At 71.7% G+C, this 19,591-nt stretch carries 15 protein-coding genes; 7 read left to right on the top strand and 8 right to left on the bottom strand.

Going from position 1 to position 19,591, the window contains the following annotated elements; translation table 11 throughout:
- Nucleotides 1-98 precede the first annotated feature (98 nt).
- The 3 genes from RIU97_RS37810 to RIU97_RS37800 all read right to left on the bottom strand — a co-directional run bounded on the left by RIU97_RS37810 (nt 99) and on the right by RIU97_RS37800 (nt 3,561).
- Nucleotides 99-908 carry an MBL fold metallo-hydrolase gene (locus tag RIU97_RS37810; protein WP_404961984.1) on the bottom strand — a complete coding sequence of 270 codons (810 nt, stop codon included), beginning with the start codon at nt 906-908 and terminating at the stop codon, nt 99-101.
- A gap of 102 nt (nt 909-1,010) precedes the next feature.
- Complete coding sequence (locus tag RIU97_RS37805) at nt 1,011-2,522, bottom strand: alpha/beta hydrolase (protein WP_404961983.1); 1,512 nt, start codon at nt 2,520-2,522, stop codon at nt 1,011-1,013.
- Nucleotides 2,523-2,619: 97 nt separating this feature from the next.
- Nucleotides 2,620-3,561, bottom strand: a complete 942-nt coding sequence (locus tag RIU97_RS37800; RefSeq protein WP_404961982.1) for an aldo/keto reductase family oxidoreductase — start codon at nt 3,559-3,561, stop codon at nt 2,620-2,622.
- Between the two features lie 85 nt (nt 3,562-3,646).
- Between RIU97_RS37800 and RIU97_RS37795 the strand changes: the two genes are divergently transcribed.
- The 3 genes from RIU97_RS37795 (at nt 3,647) to RIU97_RS37785 (ending at nt 6,584) form a co-directional block, all read left to right on the top strand.
- The gene (locus tag RIU97_RS37795) at nt 3,647-3,787 is read left to right on the top strand and encodes a hypothetical protein (protein ID WP_404961981.1); all 141 of its coding nucleotides are present in this window, start codon (nt 3,647-3,649) and stop codon (nt 3,785-3,787) included.
- Nucleotides 3,788-3,987: 200 nt separating this feature from the next.
- Nucleotides 3,988-5,511: a UDP-N-acetylmuramoyl-L-alanyl-D-glutamate--2,6-diaminopimelate ligase gene (locus RIU97_RS37790; protein WP_404963080.1), complete on the top strand. Its 1,524-nt coding sequence runs from the start codon at nt 3,988-3,990 to the stop codon at nt 5,509-5,511.
- Between the two features lie 110 nt (nt 5,512-5,621).
- Nucleotides 5,622-6,584: an endonuclease/exonuclease/phosphatase family protein gene (locus RIU97_RS37785; protein ID WP_404961980.1), complete on the top strand. Its 963-nt coding sequence runs from the start codon at nt 5,622-5,624 to the stop codon at nt 6,582-6,584.
- Here RIU97_RS37785 and RIU97_RS37780 read toward each other — a convergent pair.
- From RIU97_RS37780 to RIU97_RS37770, 3 genes are all read right to left on the bottom strand, one after another.
- Entirely contained in the window at nt 6,568-8,079 is a 1,512-nt protein-coding gene (locus RIU97_RS37780) for a hypothetical protein (protein ID WP_404961979.1), read from the bottom strand. The two genes, RIU97_RS37785 and RIU97_RS37780, sit on opposite strands and share 17 nt — an antisense overlap.
- Nucleotides 8,072-11,839 carry a CDP-glycerol glycerophosphotransferase family protein gene (locus tag RIU97_RS37775; RefSeq protein ID WP_404963079.1) on the bottom strand — a complete coding sequence of 1,256 codons (3,768 nt, stop codon included), beginning with the start codon at nt 11,837-11,839 and terminating at the stop codon, nt 8,072-8,074. Before RIU97_RS37775 ends, RIU97_RS37780 begins: the two co-directional genes overlap by 8 nt.
- Before the next feature lie 356 nt (nt 11,840-12,195).
- Entirely contained in the window at nt 12,196-13,356 is a 1,161-nt protein-coding gene (locus RIU97_RS37770) for a hypothetical protein (protein WP_404961978.1), read from the bottom strand.
- 274 nt (nt 13,357-13,630) lie between these two features.
- Between RIU97_RS37770 and ligA the strand changes: the two genes are divergently transcribed.
- Nucleotides 13,631-15,700: an NAD-dependent DNA ligase LigA gene (gene ligA, locus RIU97_RS37765; RefSeq protein ID WP_404961977.1), complete on the top strand. Its 2,070-nt coding sequence runs from the start codon at nt 13,631-13,633 to the stop codon at nt 15,698-15,700.
- A gap of 53 nt (nt 15,701-15,753) precedes the next feature.
- On the opposite strand, the gene RIU97_RS37760 is transcribed toward ligA, so the two are convergent.
- Nucleotides 15,754-16,236 (bottom strand): hypothetical protein, encoded by a 483-nt coding sequence (locus RIU97_RS37760; RefSeq protein ID WP_404961976.1) that lies wholly within the window; start codon nt 16,234-16,236, stop codon nt 15,754-15,756.
- A gap of 197 nt (nt 16,237-16,433) precedes the next feature.
- Between RIU97_RS37760 and RIU97_RS37755 the strand changes: the two genes are divergently transcribed.
- From RIU97_RS37755 to RIU97_RS37745, 3 genes are all read left to right on the top strand, one after another.
- Entirely contained in the window at nt 16,434-17,648 is a 1,215-nt protein-coding gene (locus RIU97_RS37755; RefSeq protein WP_404961975.1) for a sensor histidine kinase, read from the top strand.
- On the top strand, nt 17,645-18,310 hold the full coding sequence (locus RIU97_RS37750; protein ID WP_404961974.1) for a response regulator: 666 nt from the start codon (nt 17,645-17,647) through the stop codon (nt 18,308-18,310). Before RIU97_RS37755 ends, RIU97_RS37750 begins: the two co-directional genes overlap by 4 nt.
- 130 nt (nt 18,311-18,440) lie before the next feature.
- A complete protein-coding gene (locus tag RIU97_RS37745; protein WP_404961973.1) occupies nt 18,441-18,731 on the top strand; it encodes an SHOCT domain-containing protein in 291 nt (96 codons plus the stop codon).
- Between the two features lie 78 nt (nt 18,732-18,809).
- Here RIU97_RS37745 and RIU97_RS37740 read toward each other — a convergent pair whose 3' ends face one another.
- A complete protein-coding gene (locus RIU97_RS37740; RefSeq protein ID WP_404961972.1) occupies nt 18,810-19,550 on the bottom strand; it encodes a hypothetical protein in 741 nt (246 codons plus the stop codon).
- Between the last annotated feature and the right edge of the window lie 41 nt (nt 19,551-19,591).

Genomic DNA, 19,591 nt, shown 5'->3' with positions numbered 1-19,591 from the left:
GGACGGATCGATGGATGAACACCAAGCGCGGGCACACTAACAGATGTTCAGCTGATGTTCAGCGGGGTGTAACCGTCTATCTCCCTGCAATTCAAAGGCTATACAGCCCCTCCAGGCTCGAAGTTCGCGAGCATCTCCTCGAGCGCGGCCTGGTCCGGCCCCGAGAACGGATCGAGGCCGGGCAGCGCGGCGAGGGTGTCGATGAACTGCGCGATCTGGCCCACCGCCGGCGGCAGGTGCGTGCACAGGACGGTCTGCGGGTCCATCGCCCGCAGCGGCTCCACGGTGGACAGGAACCGGTCCGGATCCACCACTTGGACCCAGGGGCTGTCCACGCTCGCCCAGAGCCGCTGGGACGCCCTCAGGTCCTCGGCCGGCAGCGCCCCGACGTCGGTGCTCAACGCGACGTCCGCGGACGGCATCGGACCGCCGAAGCAGTCGGAACTGAAGCAGGTCCGCGAACGGTCCTCGTAGAAGCCCACGGTGGCCGGGTTGTCGAACAGCGGCGGCCGGAACGCGTGCAGCGTCCGGTCGCCCACGTCCAGGGTCTGGCCCGGATTGAGGAAGTACAGCCGGTCCAGCGGCAGCGGCCGCTCGGTGGACATGATCCCGGCGGCCAGGAACGTGGTGACCACCCGCGCCCGGGGAGCGGCTTCGAGCAGTGCGAAGAGGCCGCCCGTGTGGTCGCGGTCGGGGTGGGTCAGCCAGATCCACCGCACGTCGGCGGGATCGAGCACCGAACCGAGGGTGTCGACGAAGTCCCGGTCGGGCAGTCCGAGGCCGGTGTCGACGACCACCGGCTGCTCGGAGTGCAGGACGAAGGCGTTGACGGGAAGGAAGCCGATGCCCGGAACCTCCAGGCAATCCGCGAGAACGGTGATGTCGGGTCCCAGCTTGTGCGTGCTCATGGCGGTCTCCACCCCCCTGCGCGGTTCGGACTCTCCCTCCATCGTGGCGCGGCCGGGTCGCCACCGCGCGCGGGAGGCGGTGGCCGTGCCGGGGCGCCGTACTCAGTTCGCGCAGTCCGTGTCCCGGGCCGGACGCCTGCCGGTGGTGAGGAACTCCGTGACGGCGCGGTTGCCGCACGCGTTGCCGTTGCCGAGGTAGAGCCCGTGGCCGCCCTGCTCGACGGTGACCAGGCGGGCCCGGTCCCCCAGCGCCTCACGCATCTTCAGTCCTCCGAAGAGCGGGGTCGCCGGATCCCGGCGGCTCTGGAGCATGAGGATGTTGGACGGCCCGTCGTCGGTGATCCGGGTCGGCTTCTGCGCCGGGGCGTCCTTCCAGAAGGAACAGGGCAGCACGTTCACCGGCATGCCGGCCGTGAGCGGGTGGCGGGCGCGGTCCGCGTCGACCGCGCGCTGGTACGAGGCCATCGGCGCGTCCGGCCACGCCACGTCGTTGCAGATGACGGCGACCATGAGCGCGGCGTCCGGATCCGGGATGGGCTGGGCGAGCTCGCGCGGGAGAACGGGCTGCTTCGCCGCGTCCCCGGCCTCCTTGGCGAGCCGGGCGAAGGGCGCGAACGCGGAGTCGCTGTAGAGGGCGTTCTGGAGGGCCTGGCGCAGGCCGTTGCCGGTCAGGGGCACGCCCGGGGTGGTCGATTCCCTCGGTGCGCGGTCCAGCGCGGCGGCGAGCGAGACGACGAGCGGCTCGACCTCCTCCGGCCGCCCGGCCAGTCGCAGGCCGTCCCCGTCCCGGTCGGGGTGGGCGGCCCAGGCCGCGAAGTCGGGGAAGCGGTCCGCGGCGCCCTGCGCCATGTTCGCCAGCCAGCCGCGGGCGACCCGCTTCGGGTCGGGGTCGCCGCTGCTGTCGAGGACCCAGCGGTCGGTGCGCTGCGGGTACTTCTGCGCGTACACGGCCCCCACGTAGGTCCCGTACGAGGTGCCCCAGGCGGAGAGCTTGCGCTCGCCGAGCGCCTCGCGGAAGCGGTCCATGTCGCGGACCTGGTTGGCGGTGGTGAAGCTGCGCAGCTCGGGGCCGCCGTTGCGGGCGCAGGCCTCGGCGATGCGCCGGGAGCGGGCGACGTTCTCGGTGATCTCCCCGTTCGGGCCCGGCCAGGACCGCAGGGTGGTGAGGTACCGGTCCTCGGGGGCGAGGCCGCAGGTCGCGGTGGTGCTGGCGCCCACACCGCGCGGATCGAAGGCGACGAGGTCGTACGCGCCGCCGAGTTCCCGGCGGAGGGCGTCGCCCTTCGTTTTCAGGCGCTGCACGCCGGATCCGCCCGGACCGCCGGGGAGCACGACGAGCGTGCCGCGCCGGGCCTCGGGGCGGTCGCTGCGGATGCGGGAGACGGCGACGGTGAGCTGCCGGCCGTCGGGATCGTCGTAGTCGAGCGGGACGGGCAGCTCGGCGCACTCCTGGCCGGTGGGCACGTCCGGATCGGCGCAGGTGTGCCAACGGAGCTGCGGGGCGGCCGTCGTGGGCCGGGCGGCCGCCGCTGCGGCGGTCGCGGTGGTCAGGCCGGTGGCCACGGAGGCCGCGGCGAGGGCGAGGAGCAGGGCCTTCTTCGGGTAAGTCGTCATGGCACAAGCCTTGTTGATCTCACCCCGTGGCCCCATCCAGCAGACCGGTCGGCTCCCGGTGGGGCTAACCCCCGTGCCGCCCGGCCGGGTTGCCGGATCAGGGCAGCGGGACTCCGCGGGCCGTGATCCAGAGCTCGTACCACTCCTCGTGCGTGAGGTCGGGCTCCCGTACGGCCGCGTCGCGGCAGGCGCGGATCCGGTCGGGGCGGGCGGTACCGATGACGGGCGCGATCCCCGCGGGGTGCCGGATCAGCCACCACAGCAGGACCGCCTCGGGCGTCGTGTCCTTGCGCCGGGCCAGCTCGGCCAGGAGCTCCGCGGTGGCCCGCTCGGCCGGCGTCTGCTGGCGGCCGGTGAACCGGCCCTGCGCCAGCGCGCCCCACGCCTGGAGGCGGATGCCGTGGTCTCGGCAGTGCTCCAGCGTGCCGAACGGAAAGCCGTTGGCCGCGGACTCAGATGTGTTGAGCAGCACGCCGGCCTCGACCCAGTCACGGCTGTGCAGGCTCATCTCCAGCTGGTTGGCCACCAGCGGGACGTCGAGACGCGCCTGGAGGTGGGCGATCTGCGCGGCGCCCATGTTGGACACGCCGAAGCGCCGCACGAGACCCTGCCGGTACAGGGACGTCAGCGCCGATGCGATGGAGTCCACGTCCGCCAGCGGATCGGGACGGTGCAGCAGCAGGACGTCGATCACGTCGGTGCGCAGCCGGGTCAGGCTCTCCTCCACCCGCCGCGTGATGCTCTCCCCGCGCAGGTCGTAGATCCCCGGGCGGTCCGCGCCGCCGAGCCGGATCCCGCACTTGGTCTGGAGCGTGATGCGGTCGCGCAGCCCCGGCGTACGGGCGAGCACTTCGCCGAAGACGGCCTCGGCCTTCCCGTGCCGGTAGATGTCGGCGTGGTCGAAGGTGGTGATCCCGCTCTCCAGGGCGGCTGCGACGGCCGCCTCGGCGGCATCGATGTCGCAGGGCCCGTACGCACCGGGCTCCCAGCTCCCGCCGAGGCCCATGCACCCGTACAGCACCCGTTCTTCGCCACTCATGCCCACAGCCCCGTTCGTCACCAGGCCACCCTAGGGCCTGTCCGACGTGGGCATCGCGTCGCCCGATCGGCCGTACACTCGGGCCATGGGTCGCACGGGTTCGACGAGGCAGTGCCTGCAGCAGGCCGCCTCCGGACTGCGCCCGGCCGCCGTCGTCCCCGCCGCCGCCGCGGCTGACGTCGAGGCGCCCGAGACCCGCCGGGTCGCCTTGCACGGCCACGGCTAGCGCTTGCCTCCTCCCGGCGCGCCGCTGCTCCACGCAGTGGCCGGGGCTCTCCTGCCGCGCCGGGCCACCTCGTCGTCCCGCTCTCGCCGGACGATCGCCCGCCCCGCTCCACGTCACCACCGCAGCCTCCCGGCATGCCGCCGGCGCTGCCGCCTGGCTACGGCCGCACGCCCGGGCCGAGCCCCCTCGAAGGGATCATTGTGAAGCTGAGCGAGTTGCTGGCCGGGCAGGAGCACCACGTACTCCGGGGTGACCCGGAGACGACGTCGATCACCGCGGGAACGACGTTCGACGCGGATCGGGTGATGCCCGGCTCGCTGTTCATCGCCGTGCCCGGGCACCGGGAGGGCGGACCGGAGTCCGTGTCGCCCGCACTCGCCCGAGGAGCGGCCGCGGTACTCGTCGACGGGAGGGAGCCGGCGCTTCCGGCGTCGGTGTGGCCGCCGGGTGCCTGCGCCGTGCGGGTGCCCGACACCCGGACGGCGGCCGCGGTCGTGACCTCGCGGTACTTCGGCGAGCCCGGGCGGCAGATGGACATGGTGGCGATCACCGGTACCAACGGCAAGACATCCGTGTCGTACATGGTCGAGTCCGCCCTGCGGATCTCCGAGGGCGCGAAGGTGGGGGTCATCGGGACCGCCGGCAGCCGCATCGGCGACGAGCTGATCCCGATGCCGCGTTCGGTGCTGACCACTCCGGAGTCGCCGGACCTGCAGTACCTGCTGGGGTGCATGCGCGACCGCGGCGCCGGCAGCGTGGTGCTGGAGGCCACCTCGATGGCCCTGCTGACGCACCGGGTCGACCGCACCTTCATCGACGTCGGCGTCTTCACCAATCTGACGCAGGACCATCTGGACGACCACGGCACGATGGCGAACTACCGGGACGCCAAACTCCGGCTGTTCCAGGGCCTGTGCCGGCACGCCGTGGTCAATGCCGACGATCCCGTGGGCGCCGGGATCCGGTCGATGATGCCCGGGGCGGTGACCACGTACGCGATCGACGCCCCGGCGGACTACCGGGCCACCGGCCTCGCCGTGAGTGCTTCCGGCACGCGGTTCACCCTGCACCACGGCGGGCGCGCGTATCCGGCGTCGATCCCCGTTCCGGGGAAGTTCTCGGTGGCCAACGCGCTGGCCACCGTGGCCGCCTGTCACGTCCTGGGCCACGACCTGGGCGCCCTGGTGGACGCACTCGACCGGATGCCTCCCGTACCGGGCCGTTTCGAACGCTTCCGGACCCCGGTCGGCACCTCCGTGATCGTGGACTACGCCCACTCGCCGGATTCCCTGGACAAGGTCCTGACCACCATCCGCGGCTTCGCGCGCGGCCGGGTCGTCACCGTCTTCGGCTGCGGCGGGGACCGCGACACCACCAAGCGGGCCGACATGGGAAGGATCGCCGGAACCCACTCCGACCTCTGCGTCCTCACCTCGGACAACCCCCGCAACGAAGACCCCGAGGCCATCCTGGACCAGGTCACGCCGGGCCTCGTGGCGACCGGTACCCCGTTCGAGCGCTTCGCCGACCGCCGCCAAGCCATCGAGTTCGCCCTGTCGGCCGCGGGTCCCGAGGACGTCGTCCTGATCGCCGGAAAGGGCAGCGAGCCCTACCAGATCGTGGGCGAGGCGCTGCTCCCCTTCAGCGACATGTCCACGGTGCGCGAACTCTCCGCGGCCCTGCTCCCCGCCCAGGCCGCGCCCGCGTCCGTGCTCCGCGCGTAGGCCGTCGAAGCGCTGCGGCCGACGTCCGCGGCAGCCCCGGAGCGCGTGCCGCAGCCGTTCACACCCGGGCCGATGCACGGTCTGACCGGCGGATACTCAATGATGTCCGCATGGAGAGACACAAGGAGACCGGGCGGTGGCCGTCCGGCCGCCGGTTCGGCCGCGCGGCGGCGACCCTGAGCCTGCTGACCTCGGTGGTGGCGTGTACGTCCGCGCAGGCCCCGGCTTCGGTCGCGGGCGCCGGGAGCGGGGACGAGGTCTCGGTCGCGACCTGGAACATGTGCGGGGTGCGGCAGTGGAGCTGCGAGGAGACGGGCAGCCCGAAGGACAAGTTCCAGCAGCTGCGCGACCTGGTCGGCGACTCCGGCGTACGGGTCCTGCTCCTGCAGGAGGTGTGCTCGGAGGACCTGCTGTCCTCGGCCGTGCGCCTGGGCCCGGAGTGGCACTCCGTCTTCGAACCGTACGCCGACGTGGACGCGGCGGGGCGGCGCACCGCCGTCGACTGCACCGGGCAGGGGCGCGGCCAGGCCGGCTACGGTCTGCTGGCCGCCTCCCGGCTCACCGATGTGGAGCTCGTCCCGACCGAGCAGCCGACGGTGGGGCTGCACCGCGGGATCCTGTGTGCGCGGGTCCCGGCCCAGGGGCTGCGGGTGTGCAACGCGCACCTGTCGCTGCGGGAGAGCGACGACGAGCACCCCGACTGGGACTTCCGCGACGACCAGCTGAGCTCGCTGGTCGCCACGTCGGCGACCGACGCCCGTACGGTCTTCGGCGGCGACTTCAACGCCCCGCCGCCGGTGGGCAACCGGAACACCTCCGCGTGGATCTGGCCGTCGGAGACCTACACCACGTACCGCGAGTGCGATCAGAAGGGCGACTCCCGGAAGGGACGGGCCACGCACGAGGACGGCACGAAGATCGACTACCTCTTCACGCGGCTGCCCCGCACCGCCTGCGAGGTGGTGGACACCAAGGCCTCCGACCACCGGGCCCTGGTGATGCGGGTGAGCCGTCCGGCCGACGCTCCGCCGGCCACTCCCTCCGCCGGTCCCGGCGTCAGTAGCGCGGGTTGAAGAAGTTGCCCGGCTGGGTGGGCACGGTGTAGGCGTTCACCGTGGTGAAGGGGACGGCCGTCCACGGGGAGGCGTTGCCTACGGCGTCGACCGCGATGGCCTCGACGAAGTGGTCGCCCTCGTTCCAGGCCCAGCCCGATTCCCAGATCCAGCTGCCGTCCGACCGCACGTCGCACGTGCCCAGGGTCACGCCGCCCTCCTGGAAGTCCACGCGTACGGCGCCGGGGGCGTAGCCCGCGAATCCGACGGCGGGGCCCTGCACCTGCTGGTGGGCGGCCGGGGCCGTCACCGAGAGCGCGAGGGGCTGGGCCGGCCTCGGCAGCGGCGGAGGCGCAGGAACGTACTCGGGCAGGGGCTCGGACGCGTGCTCCACGGCGGTGAAGACCACTTCGGTGCGCTCGGTCTGGTAGTTGTTCGCGTCCGCGGCGAACAGCCTGACGACGTGCCTCCCCTTGGGCCAGGGGCTGCTGCGTTCCCAGACCCACGTGCCGTCGGCGGCGACGGGCGCGGAACCCTTGTGCTTCCCGTCCTGCCAGAAGCTGACGCGCACGGCGCCCGGGGCGGTCCCGGTGAAGCGGACGGTGTTCGCGGGGACCCGGTCCTCCGGCGTCGGGGACAGCACCACCGGCTTGGGGAAGGCGTCGTTGCTCTGCACCAGGGAGGTCTGCGTCAGGTAGGCCTCGATGGCCGAGTTGTCGCGCTCCGGCTCTTCGTAGCCGTTGCGGACCATGCCGAACCGTGGGGCGATGCCTTCGACGAGGAGGTTCAACAGCCCGATCAGGGTGGGGAGGTTGCGCAGGGTGACTTTCCCGTGGTCGGTGATGAGGGGAGAGTCGTTGTAGACGAAGTTGAAGTTCTCGTGCCCCTGGAACAGCCTGATGAACGGTTCCACCTGGCTGGCGTACTGTTCGTCCTGGGGCGAGCTGACCACGTAGATGTTGGCCGAGCGGTTCGCCCCGCTGTGGACCAGGTCGGGGAGGACCGAGTCGAGGACGCGTACGTTCTGCTCCGTCGCCTCGCCCATCATCACCCGGACCGCGTCGGGGTTGCCCTCCTTGACGCGGGTTCCGATCCGGAACTGGGGCACGCTGGCCACGATGTTCCTGAAGCCGTACTTCAGTCCGTAGAAGAGGGCCGCGCTGCCGCCCTTGGAGCTGCCGAACATGGTCACTTGGTCCGGCGAGAGGGACAGGGCGTGCATGACGCGCGAGATGAGCCCGGCGACGGACTGCTCCAGGGAGAAGTCCATCCCCTTGCACAGGTAGTAGGTGTTCGCGCCGTCGAACAGGTCGCGGACCCAGAGGATGTTCGACCGGAGCAGGTCGAGCTTTCCGTTCGCCCAGCCCCACTCACCGGGGGCGTAGCGGTTCGCGAAGACCACGACCAGATGGCGGTTGCCGTTCCTCGCGTGGGAGAACCGGTACTCGATGGGCACCGCCCCGGCGGAGTCCACGCCGGTGAAGACGCGGCGCGCGTTCTGGGCTGCCTTAGACATGCTCGGAATCCATTCTTCTCACCGGCTGGCGCGGCACCTGGCCGAGGGTGCCTCCGTTCCATGGACCTGGCCCGCCCGGCTGGCCTGCCTGGCCCGGCAGACGGCCGCCCGCCGCGCCGACGGCGGGCGCCTGGGCCCGGGCGGGGTCGAGGTCCCCTCCGGCGATCAGGATGCGGTCGGCCAGCCTGGCCGAGGCGTAGCCGTCGTCCAGATCGCAGAACTCCTGCTGGAACCAGCGGTAGCGGGCGGCGTAGCCGTGCTGGATGCGGTCGATGTTGCGGATCGCCCCGATCAGTTCGGGGGAGCTGAACAGCAGCGGACCGGGCGCGGACTGCTCGAAGTCGAAGTAGAAGCCGCGCAGGGTGTCCCGGTAGTGGTCCAGGTCGTAGGTGAAGAAGAGGATCGGCCGCCCGGTGTTGACGAAGTCGAACATCAGGGAGGAGTAGTCCGTGATCATCACGTCGGTGATGAGGGAGAGGTCCGCCATGTCCGGGTAGTCGGACACGTCGTAGACGAAGCCGTCGCCGGCGCCGGGCACCGGGTCCACCACGTTGGGGTGGCGGCGCACGAGCAGGACGTGGTCGTGGCTCAGCCGTGCCTTGGCATCGTCGAGGTCGATGCGGAAGTCGAGCTTGTACTTGCCGGGTGCGTAGAACTGGTCGTCGCGCCAGGTCGGCGCGTACATGATGACCTTCTTGCCCGGCGGGAGGCCGATGCGGCGGCGCACTTCCGCCGCCCGCCGGCCGGAGTCCGCCCGGCGCAGGATGTCGTTGCGCGGATAGCCGCTCTCGACCATCTCGCCCGGGAACTGGAAGGCCCGCTTCAGGATCGGGGTGCTGAAACTGTTCGGGGACACCAGCATGTCCCAGTTCTGCACCTCCTTCTCCACGCGTTCCAGGTAGCGCTTGTCCGCGAAGTGCACGGCCTCGATGTCGTGCCCGATGCGCTTGAGCGGGGTGCCGTGCCAGGTCTGCACGACGATCTGTCCGTCGCGCTTCTGGAACCAGTCGGGCAGGTGGTTGTTGGCGACGATGTACCGGGCCCGTCCCATGGCCTCGTACCAGTCGGGGGACCACATGCGCACGGGGCGTGCGGTGGGCGGAACGGCGACCTGGTCGTCGCGCACCACCCACAGGTGCTCGAGGTCCACGCCGCGGCGGACCATCTCCTCGTGCAGCGCACGGGGGCTGTCGGAGTACTGGGTCCCCTTGAAGGCGTCGAACAGCACCGCCTGCGTCACCGGCTTGCGACGGGCCTCCGGGTACGTCTTGGTGCGCATCAGCTTCTGCCGGTACGGGCCGCGGGCCTCGTCCGGCATGGCCGAGTGGACCAGGAGCGAGAGCCGGTCGTAGGCCTCGGCCTGGAGCTCGTAGCGCCGCTCGTCGCTGGTCATCTCGCTGGGGAAGGCGGGGATCAGCTCCTGCGTCATCTTGACCATGAGGTCGTTGGAGCGGTTCTCCGCGGTGACGGCGGACGGGTCCTGGCGGCGCAGGAAGAAGTCCCAGCGGCCTGAGGCCAGCGGAACCTCTCCGGCCAGGGTGCGCATCGCCGCGGGGGTGACGACGAAGCGGAACTCCTCGCCGTACCAGGTGATGGGGACCGTGCGCTCCGCGCCGTGGGCGCGGGAGCGCACGACGATGTGCGCCGCGGCGAACTCGGAGGAGTCGAGCCTGTCCTGCGCGGCGTAGCCGACGACGACCTCCAGGGAGCCGTCCGGGCGCCAGGTGGCGGACTTGGCCAGCGGCAGGGTGTCCCGCTCGAACAGCACCACGTAGCCGGAGCCGTTGCGGTGCACGAAGACCTCGCGGTCCGCGCGCTCGGTCTGCAGTCCGGCCGGCATCCGGTAGTGGCCGTCGGTGGCGTCCTCCGCCATGACGGGGTAGAGGGCCGCCTTGCGCCCCTCGACGTGCAGCGTGGTCTTCCAGCCGTTGGCGCCGGTGTTCCAGGTCTCCGGAACCCCGTCGGAGGCGTTGGTGCGGTGGCCGGGGACGAGCGCCTTGACCGGGATGCGGGTCACGAAGGTGTACCAGCCCTCGCCACCCGGCTGGAAGTGGACCCACGAGTCGTGCCGGCCGGCCCCGCCCATGCTCGTGACCCGGAACTTGCCCCACTCGGGGATCTTGGCACCGAGGTAGACGCCGCCGAGTTCGAGGTTGTCGCCGACCATGCGGTGGCGCGTGATGCGGCAACGCACCGTCTCCACGCGGAGTTTGAGCTTGCCCTGCAGGAAGAGCGGGACCACGCGGATGTTCTTGTCCACGTACCGGTAGGGCGGGTTGGCCGCACTGCCCGCCCCGCCCCGGGCTATGCCCTTGTAGCGGAACAGGCCGCGGCTCAGGACGCCGGCCGCGACGTCCCAGGTCCCCTCGACCCACTCGCCCTTGCGCTTGAGGCGGGAGACGTCGAAGCGGACCTGGAATCCGGACCAGTCGTAGCAGTACCGGTTCTGCTGGGAGTACTCGGTGGCCTGCGGATAGTAGCTGCTCTTCGCCTTGGCGACGACCACCCGGCCCTGCTTCTTGTTCCGCAGCGCGATCGCCTTCATCGACATGTGCCGCTTGTGCACGTTGATGAAGCGGACGTAGGCGGAGCCCTCGAGGGTCAGCTGGTCGGAGTCGTCCCAGCGCGCGGACGACAGCGACCCGTGCAGCGAGAGTTCCTTGTCCAGGCGGTACGCGCTCTTGTCCAGCCCGATCGACCGGTCCCCGAGATAGGGGTAGTTGAGGTAGCGGTGGAAGCGCCGCTGAACGGGCAGGGGGCCGCCCTTGCGCTCGAACTCGACGACGTCGAGCAGTTCTTTGAGCCGGCCCTCGCGCACCAGGAGCCACTTGACGCGGGCGTCGGCGGGCAGTTCGTGGATGATGTCGGCGTCGGCCTCGTCCAGGAACTCGTTCGCCCACTGCATGAAGGCTTCCCGGTACTCCTCGTCGGCGTCCGGGAGCACCTTCAGGTGGAGCATCAAGTCCGACTTCAGGCAGGCGAGATCGTACTTGCGCTTGTGGTCGGAGTAGGAGCGCGCACGGTGTCCGGCGAGGAAGCGGCTGACCGACTGCACCGCGGCGACACGGTCCTGGAGGTTGCTGAACTCGGTGTGCCGCTGGGTGATGGAGGGAGCCGCCCCGCCCTCGCGCCGGCGCCAGAAGTAGACGATGTCCGTGAGGATGTCGACCTTGGCGGCCCGGAAGTGGGCGAACATGTTGACCCAGGAGTCCTCGTACATCACGCCCTCGGGGAACGCGATGTAGTGGTAGTCCCAGAAGGACCGCCTGAACACCTTGTTCCACACCGTGCGGTCGTAGATGAGGTCCGGCAGCTTGGTGATGTGCGTGCCGCGCTTGTTGCTCCGCATGGGCGCCTTGTGCAGCGGGGACTGCCACCTCTTGGTGGAGTTCATCATCTGCACGTTGCCCGAGACGAAGTCGGAGCCGGAGGCTTCGAGGGTCCGGACGAGCAACTCGTAGGCGTACTCGGGTATCACGTCGTCGCCGTCGACGAACGCGAGGAACTCCGCCTGGGGGTGGGCTGCGCGGATGCCGACGTTCCTGGCGTGGCCCGGTCCCATCGACTCCTGACGCAGCAGCCGGAACCGCGGGTCCCGGCGGGCGAAGTCCGCGGCGATCGCGGTGGAGGAGTCGGTCGAGCCGTCGTCGACCATGATCACTTCAAGGTCGCGGAACGTCTGCCTGGCTATCGACTCGAGGCACTCCTCGAGGTAGATCTCGACGTCCTGAAAGGGCACGACGACGCTCAGGCGGGGCATACCTGCCACTCAGAGAACTCCTTGGTAGACACACTTCTCACAGCGCGCCGGGAATCGCCGCGACGCGCCGCCAGACCCGCCCCTGAATCTGGTCACCCACCGCTCCCCGCACACTCGACCCTCCCCACCCCCGGCCCGCACACTTATGCGACCCTCACAGGGTGTGCGCAGCGTAGGGCAACTGCGCAACGGCGAGCAAGTATTCACAAGCGCGCAAGCCTCTCAAAGCTTCACGCTTGCGAAGGTGCGACGATCTGCAAAGCGCACGGAACAGGCCAACTCCCCTCCGGTGCGGGGGGACGCGCGAAGACACGGACCGTCACCGGCCAGAGCGCGCGCACACCCGGTGAGCTAGGTCACCCCACGCGGCACCAGGGGTCGAAGGCGAGACCCGCGTCCATCAGGTCCTGCCGGGCGATCCGCAGGCCACCGTCCGTGTCGATCATCGCGATCGTGACCGCGCCACGGGCGTCGAGGGCGATGGCCGGAAGCCCGGCGCAGAGGTCCCCCACAGGGGCCCACCAAGCACCGTATTGCTCACCCTCCGTGGGATAGGCGGCGATTTCAGGACATCCCTCGGCGCCCCGCTGCAGCAGCACGGTGCAGTCGTACCCGTTGATGCGCGTACGCGCGATGCCCACCGGGCCGGCGCCGCCCGCCCCGCCCAGCGGCATCGGCACGCGGGGCGCTCCGGCGGGGGCCATCGGGCGGTAGGCGATCACGCCGCCGTCCGCCGGGTGGCGCCAGAAGTAGGTGCCGGTGCCGGGGCCCGTCTCGAAGGCGCTGAACGTGCCCTCGACGGCGTCGGCCTGCATGCGCCCGAGCCACCGGAAGTCGTTGCCGGGCCTGTCCTGGCTCCAGTACGAGGCCCCGCCCCGGAAGGGCGCGAGGAATTCGGCCCGGCCCTGGGCCGTCACCAGGGGAACGACGGCGCCTCGTGCCCATTTGCCCTGATAGTCCGTCCAATTGCCCCATTTGCCGTCGGCGCGCCGGGTCCGGCCGCACACGCCGGACCCGAAGCGGGTGGCGACGACGTGGAGCGATCCGGAGCCGTCGGGCAGCACCATCGGGTCCCCCGGCGGGGGCTGGGACTCCCCCTCCCGCTCAGGCTCGGGGAAGGGGTTGCCCACCGCACGCCAGTCGCTGAGCGGGCGGCCGGTCTGGTACTGGGCGGCGATGACGAATTCGCGGCCGCCCGGCGCCCCGTCCCGGTAGCGGGTGCCGGCGAACCAGACGAACCCGGTGGAGTCCTGGGCCAGTGTGAACCGGCCCGCCCAGCCCTCCACGGGGAAGAGGTCGGGACCCTGCCAGACGTCCGAGCCGGGCGCCGACTCGGTCCAGCGCACCAGGCCCTCGGAACAGCTCGCGTAGGCGGTCAGCCGGCCGTCCCGCCCCAGGCGGAGCCACCCCCGGGCCGCGAGCCCGCCGTCGGCCGCCGCGGCTATCTCGGAGCCCGGAACCGCGGGCGTGGCGGAGGTGACGCCCCGGCCCGCTTCCGCACGTTCGCGTCGCGCCATGTCCTGCCCACTCCTGCCCGTTCTCGCCCGTTTTGCCCGACCTGACCCGGTGGGCCGTGGGACAACTTACGTCAGGGCGCCGACCGATCGCCGCCAGGGGCGGACGTCCGGCACGGCCCCGGCCCGGTGCAATCTAGCCTGCCCGCGCCGTCACCACGGAGGCGGACCCACCGATTCCGCAGTCGGCGCACCGACCTCGGGTTGATCACCCGCCGCGGGCTGCCCCCTTCCCGGCCGCCGGGCATTGTCAGACCCCTGGGAGAGGATCATCCTCATGACGATCCTTCCCGCCGATGAGGCGTTGTCCAGCCTGCCCAGCCTGTCCGGCCACGCCGACTACCGTGCCGCGCTCCAGCAGTTGCGCGAGGCGTCCCACGCCTACTACGGCGGGGAGAACACCACGTTGGACGACGCCACTTACGACCGGCTGCGCCTTTCCGCGCTCGCCTGGGAGGCGGAGCACCCGGACGAGGCCGCCCAGGACTCCCCGACCGGCCTGGTCGGTGACGGTGCGGCCCCGGTCGGCGACATAGCGCACACCACCCGGCTGCTCAGCCTCGACAACGTCTTCGACCCGGCCGGCCTGGTCGCCTGGGAGGCCTCGCTCCAGCGCCGCCTGGGCCACGCACCCGCGGGCGGGTTCACGGTCGAGCCGAAGATGGACGGAGCGGCCGTCGCCGCCCGCTACCGCGCCGGGCGGCTGGAGCAGATCATCACCCGCGGCAACGGCACGCACGGCGAGGACGTCAGCCACGTCATCGGCACCATCGAGGGCCTGCCCCGGCAACTGCCCGTGCCGGCCACGTTCGAGGTGCGCGGCGAGGTCCTGTTCACGCAGGCGCAGTTCGAGACGGCGAACGAGGTCCGCACCGCACACGGCGCGCAGGTCTTCGCCAACCCGCGCAACGGCACGGCCGGCACGCTGCGCGCGAAGGACCGCCCCTACCGGCTCGCGATGACGTTCTGGGCGTACGGGGCGGTCGAGCTGGACGGCGTCGGCTTCGTCCCCGCCGGGGCCACGCACGCCGAGGTCCTGGCCGCCGTCGCCGAGGCCGGTGTGCAGACCACGGCCGGCACTCCGGCCGGCCTGCACGTGGTCGCGACGCTTTCCGAGGCGCAGCAGAAGGTCGACGAGATCGCCGCGCTGCGCCCGGGTCTGCCGTTCGGCATCGACGGGGTCGTGATCAAGGCGAACGACGCCGCCGAGCAGGCAGCGGCCGGGTTCGGCAGCAGGTTCCCGTACTGGGCGATCGCCTTCAAGCTCCCGGCGGTCGAGCGGCAGACGGTACTGAAGGACGTGGTCTGGGACGTGGGCCGGACCGGCGTGCTGGCCCCGACGGCCGTCCTCGAACCGGTGGACATCGACGGATCCACCGTCACCCGGGCCACCCTGCACAACCCCGCCGACATCCGCCGCCGCGACCTCCACATCGGCGACACGGTGACGGTGTACAAGGCGGGCGACATCATCCCGCGCGTCCAGGCCGCCGTCATCGGCCGCCGCCCGGCCGGTGCGCAGGAGGTGCCGCTTCCCACGGCCTGTCCGAACTGCGGTGGGGAGATCAACAAGGAACAGGAGCGGTGGCGCTGCGCGCAGGGCTCCGCGTGCGCGCTGCCCGCGCTGATCGAGTACGCCGCCGGACGCGACATGCTCGACATCGACGGTCTGGGCAGGACGTACGTCAACGCGCTGATCGAGTCCGGTGACGTCACCGACGTCGCCGACCTGTTCACCCTGACCGAGGATCAACTCACCGCCGCCTCCGGGAGTGCCAAGCGCGGAGCGAAGCTGGCCGAGCAGATCGCGGCGGCCAGGTCCCGCCCGCTCAGCCGCGTCTTCTGCGCCCTGGGCGTGCTCGGCACCGGGCGCAGCATGTCCCGCCGCATCGCCGCGCACTTCGGCACGATGGACGCCATCCGGCAGGCCGACGCCTCCGAGATGCAGGAAGTCGAAGGCATCGGGCCGGAGAAGGCCCCGGTCGTCGTGGAGCAGGTCGCCTCGCTGGCCCCGGTCATCGACAAACTGGCCGCGGCCGGGGTCAACATGACGGAGCCGCAGCAGCCCCGGGCGGCCGCGGAGGGCCCGCTGGCGGGGAAGACCGTCGTCGTCACCGGCAAGATGAGCGGACCGCTGGAGACCATGGGTCGCTCGGAGATGAACGCGCTCGTCGAGAAGGCCGGTGGCAAGGCGGGCAGCAGCGTCAACTCCAAGACCGCCTACCTGGTCTGCGCGCCGTCCGCGAGCGGGAAGCCGAGCTCCAAGGCCGTCAAGGCGGCGGAGCTGGGCGTCACGGTCCTCACCCCGGAGGAGTTCGCCGAGCTCGTCTCCGACTTCCTGGGCTGAGCGGGGGGGCTGTGCCCTCACGCCCGGCGCGGCAGCTGCCGCGCCGGGGCCCGTCAGTACACGAGCTTGTAGCTCACGTCCTTGGGGACCGGGGCCGGGGCGGTGTCCGTGTAGAGCAGCCGGATCATGGTGAAGCGCCGGAGGTCGGGACGGTCCGGCCAGGGCTCCGGGCTGCTCAGGGTCACCGTCACCGGGTAGGACCGGAAGCGGCCCGCCGCGCAGTAGGGCTTGCAGTCGTTGACCATGTCGGTGCCCGTGGCCGTTGCGGTCTGCGGCCCCCAGGTGTCCCAGCGGAGCCGTACGAGGCGGTTGTTGCCGTCGCCGCAGGCCAGCAGGTACTCCTCGGGGCGTACCTGGGCCTTCGAGAAGCAGTCGACGACCACGACCGGATCCGGCGTGGGAGCCGGCACGGCCCGGGGCTGCGCGGAGGCCGGTACGGTGCCCGCTGCGAGAGCCGCGGCCGCACAGAGCAGAGTGGCGGTCCGCACCCTGGTCCAGGGGCCACGGACGCGCCGGCCGTCTCCTGATGCGTCCACGACGTCCTCCTCGCCCGTCGGTCCCAGCCTCGGCGCTGAGATCATGCCCAGCTTCCCCCATCCGGGCGAGCCTCGCATCCGCAGGGCCCGGGGCCGGAGGGGTTCCGGGGCCGGGTGCGCGTAGTACCTGGGGAGTACGCCTGAAACGCTACGCCGGGGTGACGCGGGTGAGGGCGGGTGCGGTCTAGCGTGGCCGTATGGACGAGCTGCGCGAGCGCCCGGGTCCCCCGTGGCGGAGGTGGGTGGAGCGGACCGGGCGGGGCCCGGCCTGGCGCTCCGCGCTGCTCGTCGCCGTCTTCGCTCAGGTCGGTGCCGGGTGGGCGGCGCACGCGCAGAGCGGGCGGGTGGCTCTGGACGGCTTCGCGCGGCTCCTGCTGCTGCTCGGGCCCGCCCTCCTCGTGGCACGGCACCGCCATCCGGTGGCCGTGGTGTACGCGGTCAGCGTGGTCACCCTGGTCTATGTCGGCGCCGGGTACCCCTACGGCCCCGTCTTCCTCAGCCTGGCCGTGGCCTGCTTCGCCGCCGTCGTCGCCGGCCGTCGCCGGGCCGCCTGGGGCGCCGTCGGCCTGCTCTGGGCCGGACACCTGCTGATCGGCCACTGGCTGTACCGGTGGCTCCCGCCCGTCGGGGACGGGCCGGCGTCCTGGTCGCAGGAGGTGGCCGTCACCGCGTGGGTCCTCGCGATCCTCGCCGTCTCCGAGCTGGTCCGCCTGCGCCGGGAGCAGTGGGCCCGTGAGCGGGCCGAGCGGCGGGCGGCCGAGAGACGCCGGGTGGACGAGGAGCGGCTGCGGATCGCCCGGGAACTGCACGACGTCCTCGCCCACAGCATCTCGGTGATCAATGTCCAGGCGGGCGTCGGGCTGGCCCTGCTCGACTCCGATCCCGAGCAGGCCCGTACGGCGCTGACCACCATCAAGGCGGCGAGCAAGGAGGCCCTGGGCGAGGTCCGGCAGGTCCTCGACACCCTGCGCGCCCCCGGCGAGGCGCCGCGCACCCCCGCACCGGGCCTCGACCGGCTCGACGAGCTCGTCGAGCAGGCTGCGGCGGCCGGGCTCACCGTGGACGTCTCGGCCGAGGGAGAGGCCCGGGCGCTGGCGCCCGGCGTGGATCTGGCCGCCTTCCGCATCCTGCAGGAGGCGCTGACCAATGTCGTACGGCACTCCGGTGCGCGCACGGCGCGCATCCGCCTCGGCTGGCGGCCGCGCGCCCTGGAACTGCGCGTGGAGGACGACGGACCGGCCACGGGCGGCGCCACGGACGGCAGCGGCAACGGTCTCGTCGGGATGCGCGAGCGGGCCTCGGCCCTGGGGGGCGACATCGAGGCCGGACCGCGTCCGGACGGCGGCTTCCGGGTGATCGCGAGGCTCCCGCTGGCGGCCTCGGCCGACGGGGAAGGGGAGGAGGAGCCGTGATCCGCGTCCTGCTGGCCGACGACCAGCTCCTCGTCCGGGCCGGGTTCCGGGCACTGCTCGACGCCCAGCCCGACATCGAGGTGGTGGGCGAGGCCGCCGACGGCGCGGAAGCCGTGCGCCTGGTGCGGGAGCTTGGGCCCGACGTGGTGCTCATGGACATCCGGATGCCGGTGCTGGACGGGCTCGAAGCCACCCGCAGGATCACCGAGGAGAGTCAGCCTGCCGCCGTGAAGGTGGTCATGCTCACCACCTTCGAGCTCGACGAGTACGTCTTCGAGGCCATCCGGTCCGGTGCCTCCGGCTTCCTGGTCAAGGACACCGAGCCGGAGGAACTGCTGCGCGCGGTGCGGGCGGTGGTCGCAGGCGACGCCCTGCTGTCCCCCGGGGTCACGCGCCGCCTGATCGCGGAGTTCGCGGCCCGCTCGAAACAGCCCGCCGCGGCGGCGGAGCTGGACCGGCTCACCGAGCGGGAGCGGGAGGTGATGGCACTGGTGGGCATGGGCCTGTCCAATGAGGAGATCGCCCGCCGCCTGGTCGTCAGCCCGCTCACCGCGAAGACCCACGTCAGCCGGACCATGGTCAAGCTCGGGGCCCGGGACCGCGCCCAGCTGGTCGTCCTGGCCTACGAGTCCGGGCTGGTCCGGCCCGGCTGGCTCGGCTGATTTGGCGCCCGCGGCCGTACTACCGGGGAAGTACCCCCGGTGCAGCCGGCCGTACGACGACCCGGCACCCCTCCCGGAGCGAGTCTCGGAGTGAGACGAAGAGTCCACGATTCCGAGGAGCTGAACCGAGATGAACACCTTCACCACCCTCGCGTACGACGGGCCCGGCCCGTGGGTGCTGTTCTTCCCGCTGATCTGGGCGGCGGTCGTCATCGGCGTCGTCACCGTGCTGCGCCGCACCGTGTGGCGCGGCCGCCGCGCCCCGTGGCAGAACCGGGCAGCGGCGTACGGCGAGCACGCGCCGATCGCGATCCTGGGGCGGCGCTTCGCCTCGGGCGAGATCGACGAGGACGAGTACTGGCGTCGGCTGTCCGTCCTGGACGAGCAGTTCGGCCGCACCCTCAAGGACGGACCCGCCTGAACGCACGAGGCGGGTGGTGGCGGGATCGCCTCCCGGTGATCCCGCCACCGGCCGGAACCGCCCGGCCGGCCCTCGGCCTCAGCGGCTGGGCGCCGGCTCGTCGGCGGCGCGGAAGGGTGCGAAGCCCTGGTTGTCCTTGCAGCCGAGGCTCTCGTAGGTGTTGACCTTGGTCACCGGGTCGGTGCTGAGCAGGCGGATCTTGCAGGCCTGCTTGATGAACCGTCCCTCCACCCCGCCCGGGAAGTCGATCTCCTTGTTCCACAGGTACGGCGATTCGTACTGGTTGGCCCAGGCGGTGGAGTTCACGTCGATGCCGCCCGGGGCCTCGATCTCGTAGACCCATCCGGTCCTGGCCGTGCCGTAGGTGGCGAACTTCTCGGCCACCCACTTCTCACAACTGGTGCTGAGGTGGGCGCTGGTCTGGCCGCCGCCCTTGACGATGTACTCGGCCAGCGGGGTCAGCTGGTCGCCGCGCGGGGTGAAGCCCGCCCGGAAGAGCTCCTCGACGTTCTCGCGGGTGTCACCGCGCCACAGGGTGTTGCCGTCGACGCGCCAGTGCCAGTTCTCGGCCTTCGCCGCGGCCTCGACGGCGTAGGCGATGAACGGGTTGGTGGTGGTGCTGAACCAGTCCCACGAGTCGAACTCGGCAACGGGCCCGCAGGGGCCGGTGTCCGGGGCGGGCGCGGGGAGGGAACGTGCGGAGACGGAAGGTGCGGAGACGGAAGGTGTGGGGGCGGAAGGTGCGGCGGTGGCCGGGGAGATGGCGGCGGCGGAGGCGAGCGAGGCGGCGGCGAGGACCCGCAGGGCGGCCTTCAGCATGATGAGTGCCCATCAGTTGATCAACATGACGGCCCCTTTAT

Source organism: Streptomyces sp. 147326, from assembly GCF_045000215.1.
Classification (GTDB): domain Bacteria; phylum Actinomycetota; class Actinomycetes; order Streptomycetales; family Streptomycetaceae; genus Streptomyces.
This window is presented reverse-complemented; position numbering and strand designations above follow the sequence as displayed.

What these genes read in the sequence shown, in the direction of transcription:
- ligA (WP_404961977.1), top strand. Translation starts at nt 13,631, where the DNA reads ATGACGATCCTTCCCGCCGATGAGGCGTTGTCCAGCCTGCCCAGCCTG.
- RIU97_RS37780 (WP_404961979.1), bottom strand. Translation starts at nt 8,079, where the DNA reads ATGTCTAAGGCAGCCCAGAACGCGCGCCGCGTCTTCACCGGCGTGGAC.
- RIU97_RS37755 (WP_404961975.1), top strand. Translation starts at nt 16,434, where the DNA reads ATGGACGAGCTGCGCGAGCGCCCGGGTCCCCCGTGGCGGAGGTGGGTG.
- RIU97_RS37795 (WP_404961981.1), top strand. Translation starts at nt 3,647, where the DNA reads ATGGGTCGCACGGGTTCGACGAGGCAGTGCCTGCAGCAGGCCGCCTCC.
- RIU97_RS37775 (WP_404963079.1), bottom strand. Translation starts at nt 11,839, where the DNA reads ATGCCCCGCCTGAGCGTCGTCGTGCCCTTTCAGGACGTCGAGATCTAC.
- RIU97_RS37800 (WP_404961982.1), bottom strand. Translation starts at nt 3,561, where the DNA reads ATGAGTGGCGAAGAACGGGTGCTGTACGGGTGCATGGGCCTCGGCGGG.
- RIU97_RS37805 (WP_404961983.1), bottom strand. Translation starts at nt 2,522, where the DNA reads ATGACGACTTACCCGAAGAAGGCCCTGCTCCTCGCCCTCGCCGCGGCC.
- RIU97_RS37770 (WP_404961978.1), bottom strand. Translation starts at nt 13,356, where the DNA reads ATGGCGCGACGCGAACGTGCGGAAGCGGGCCGGGGCGTCACCTCCGCC.
- RIU97_RS37810 (WP_404961984.1), bottom strand. Translation starts at nt 908, where the DNA reads ATGAGCACGCACAAGCTGGGACCCGACATCACCGTTCTCGCGGATTGC.
- RIU97_RS37740 (WP_404961972.1), bottom strand. Translation starts at nt 19,550, where the DNA reads ATGCTGAAGGCCGCCCTGCGGGTCCTCGCCGCCGCCTCGCTCGCCTCC.
- RIU97_RS37745 (WP_404961973.1), top strand. Translation starts at nt 18,441, where the DNA reads ATGAACACCTTCACCACCCTCGCGTACGACGGGCCCGGCCCGTGGGTG.
- RIU97_RS37785 (WP_404961980.1), top strand. Translation starts at nt 5,622, where the DNA reads ATGGAGAGACACAAGGAGACCGGGCGGTGGCCGTCCGGCCGCCGGTTC.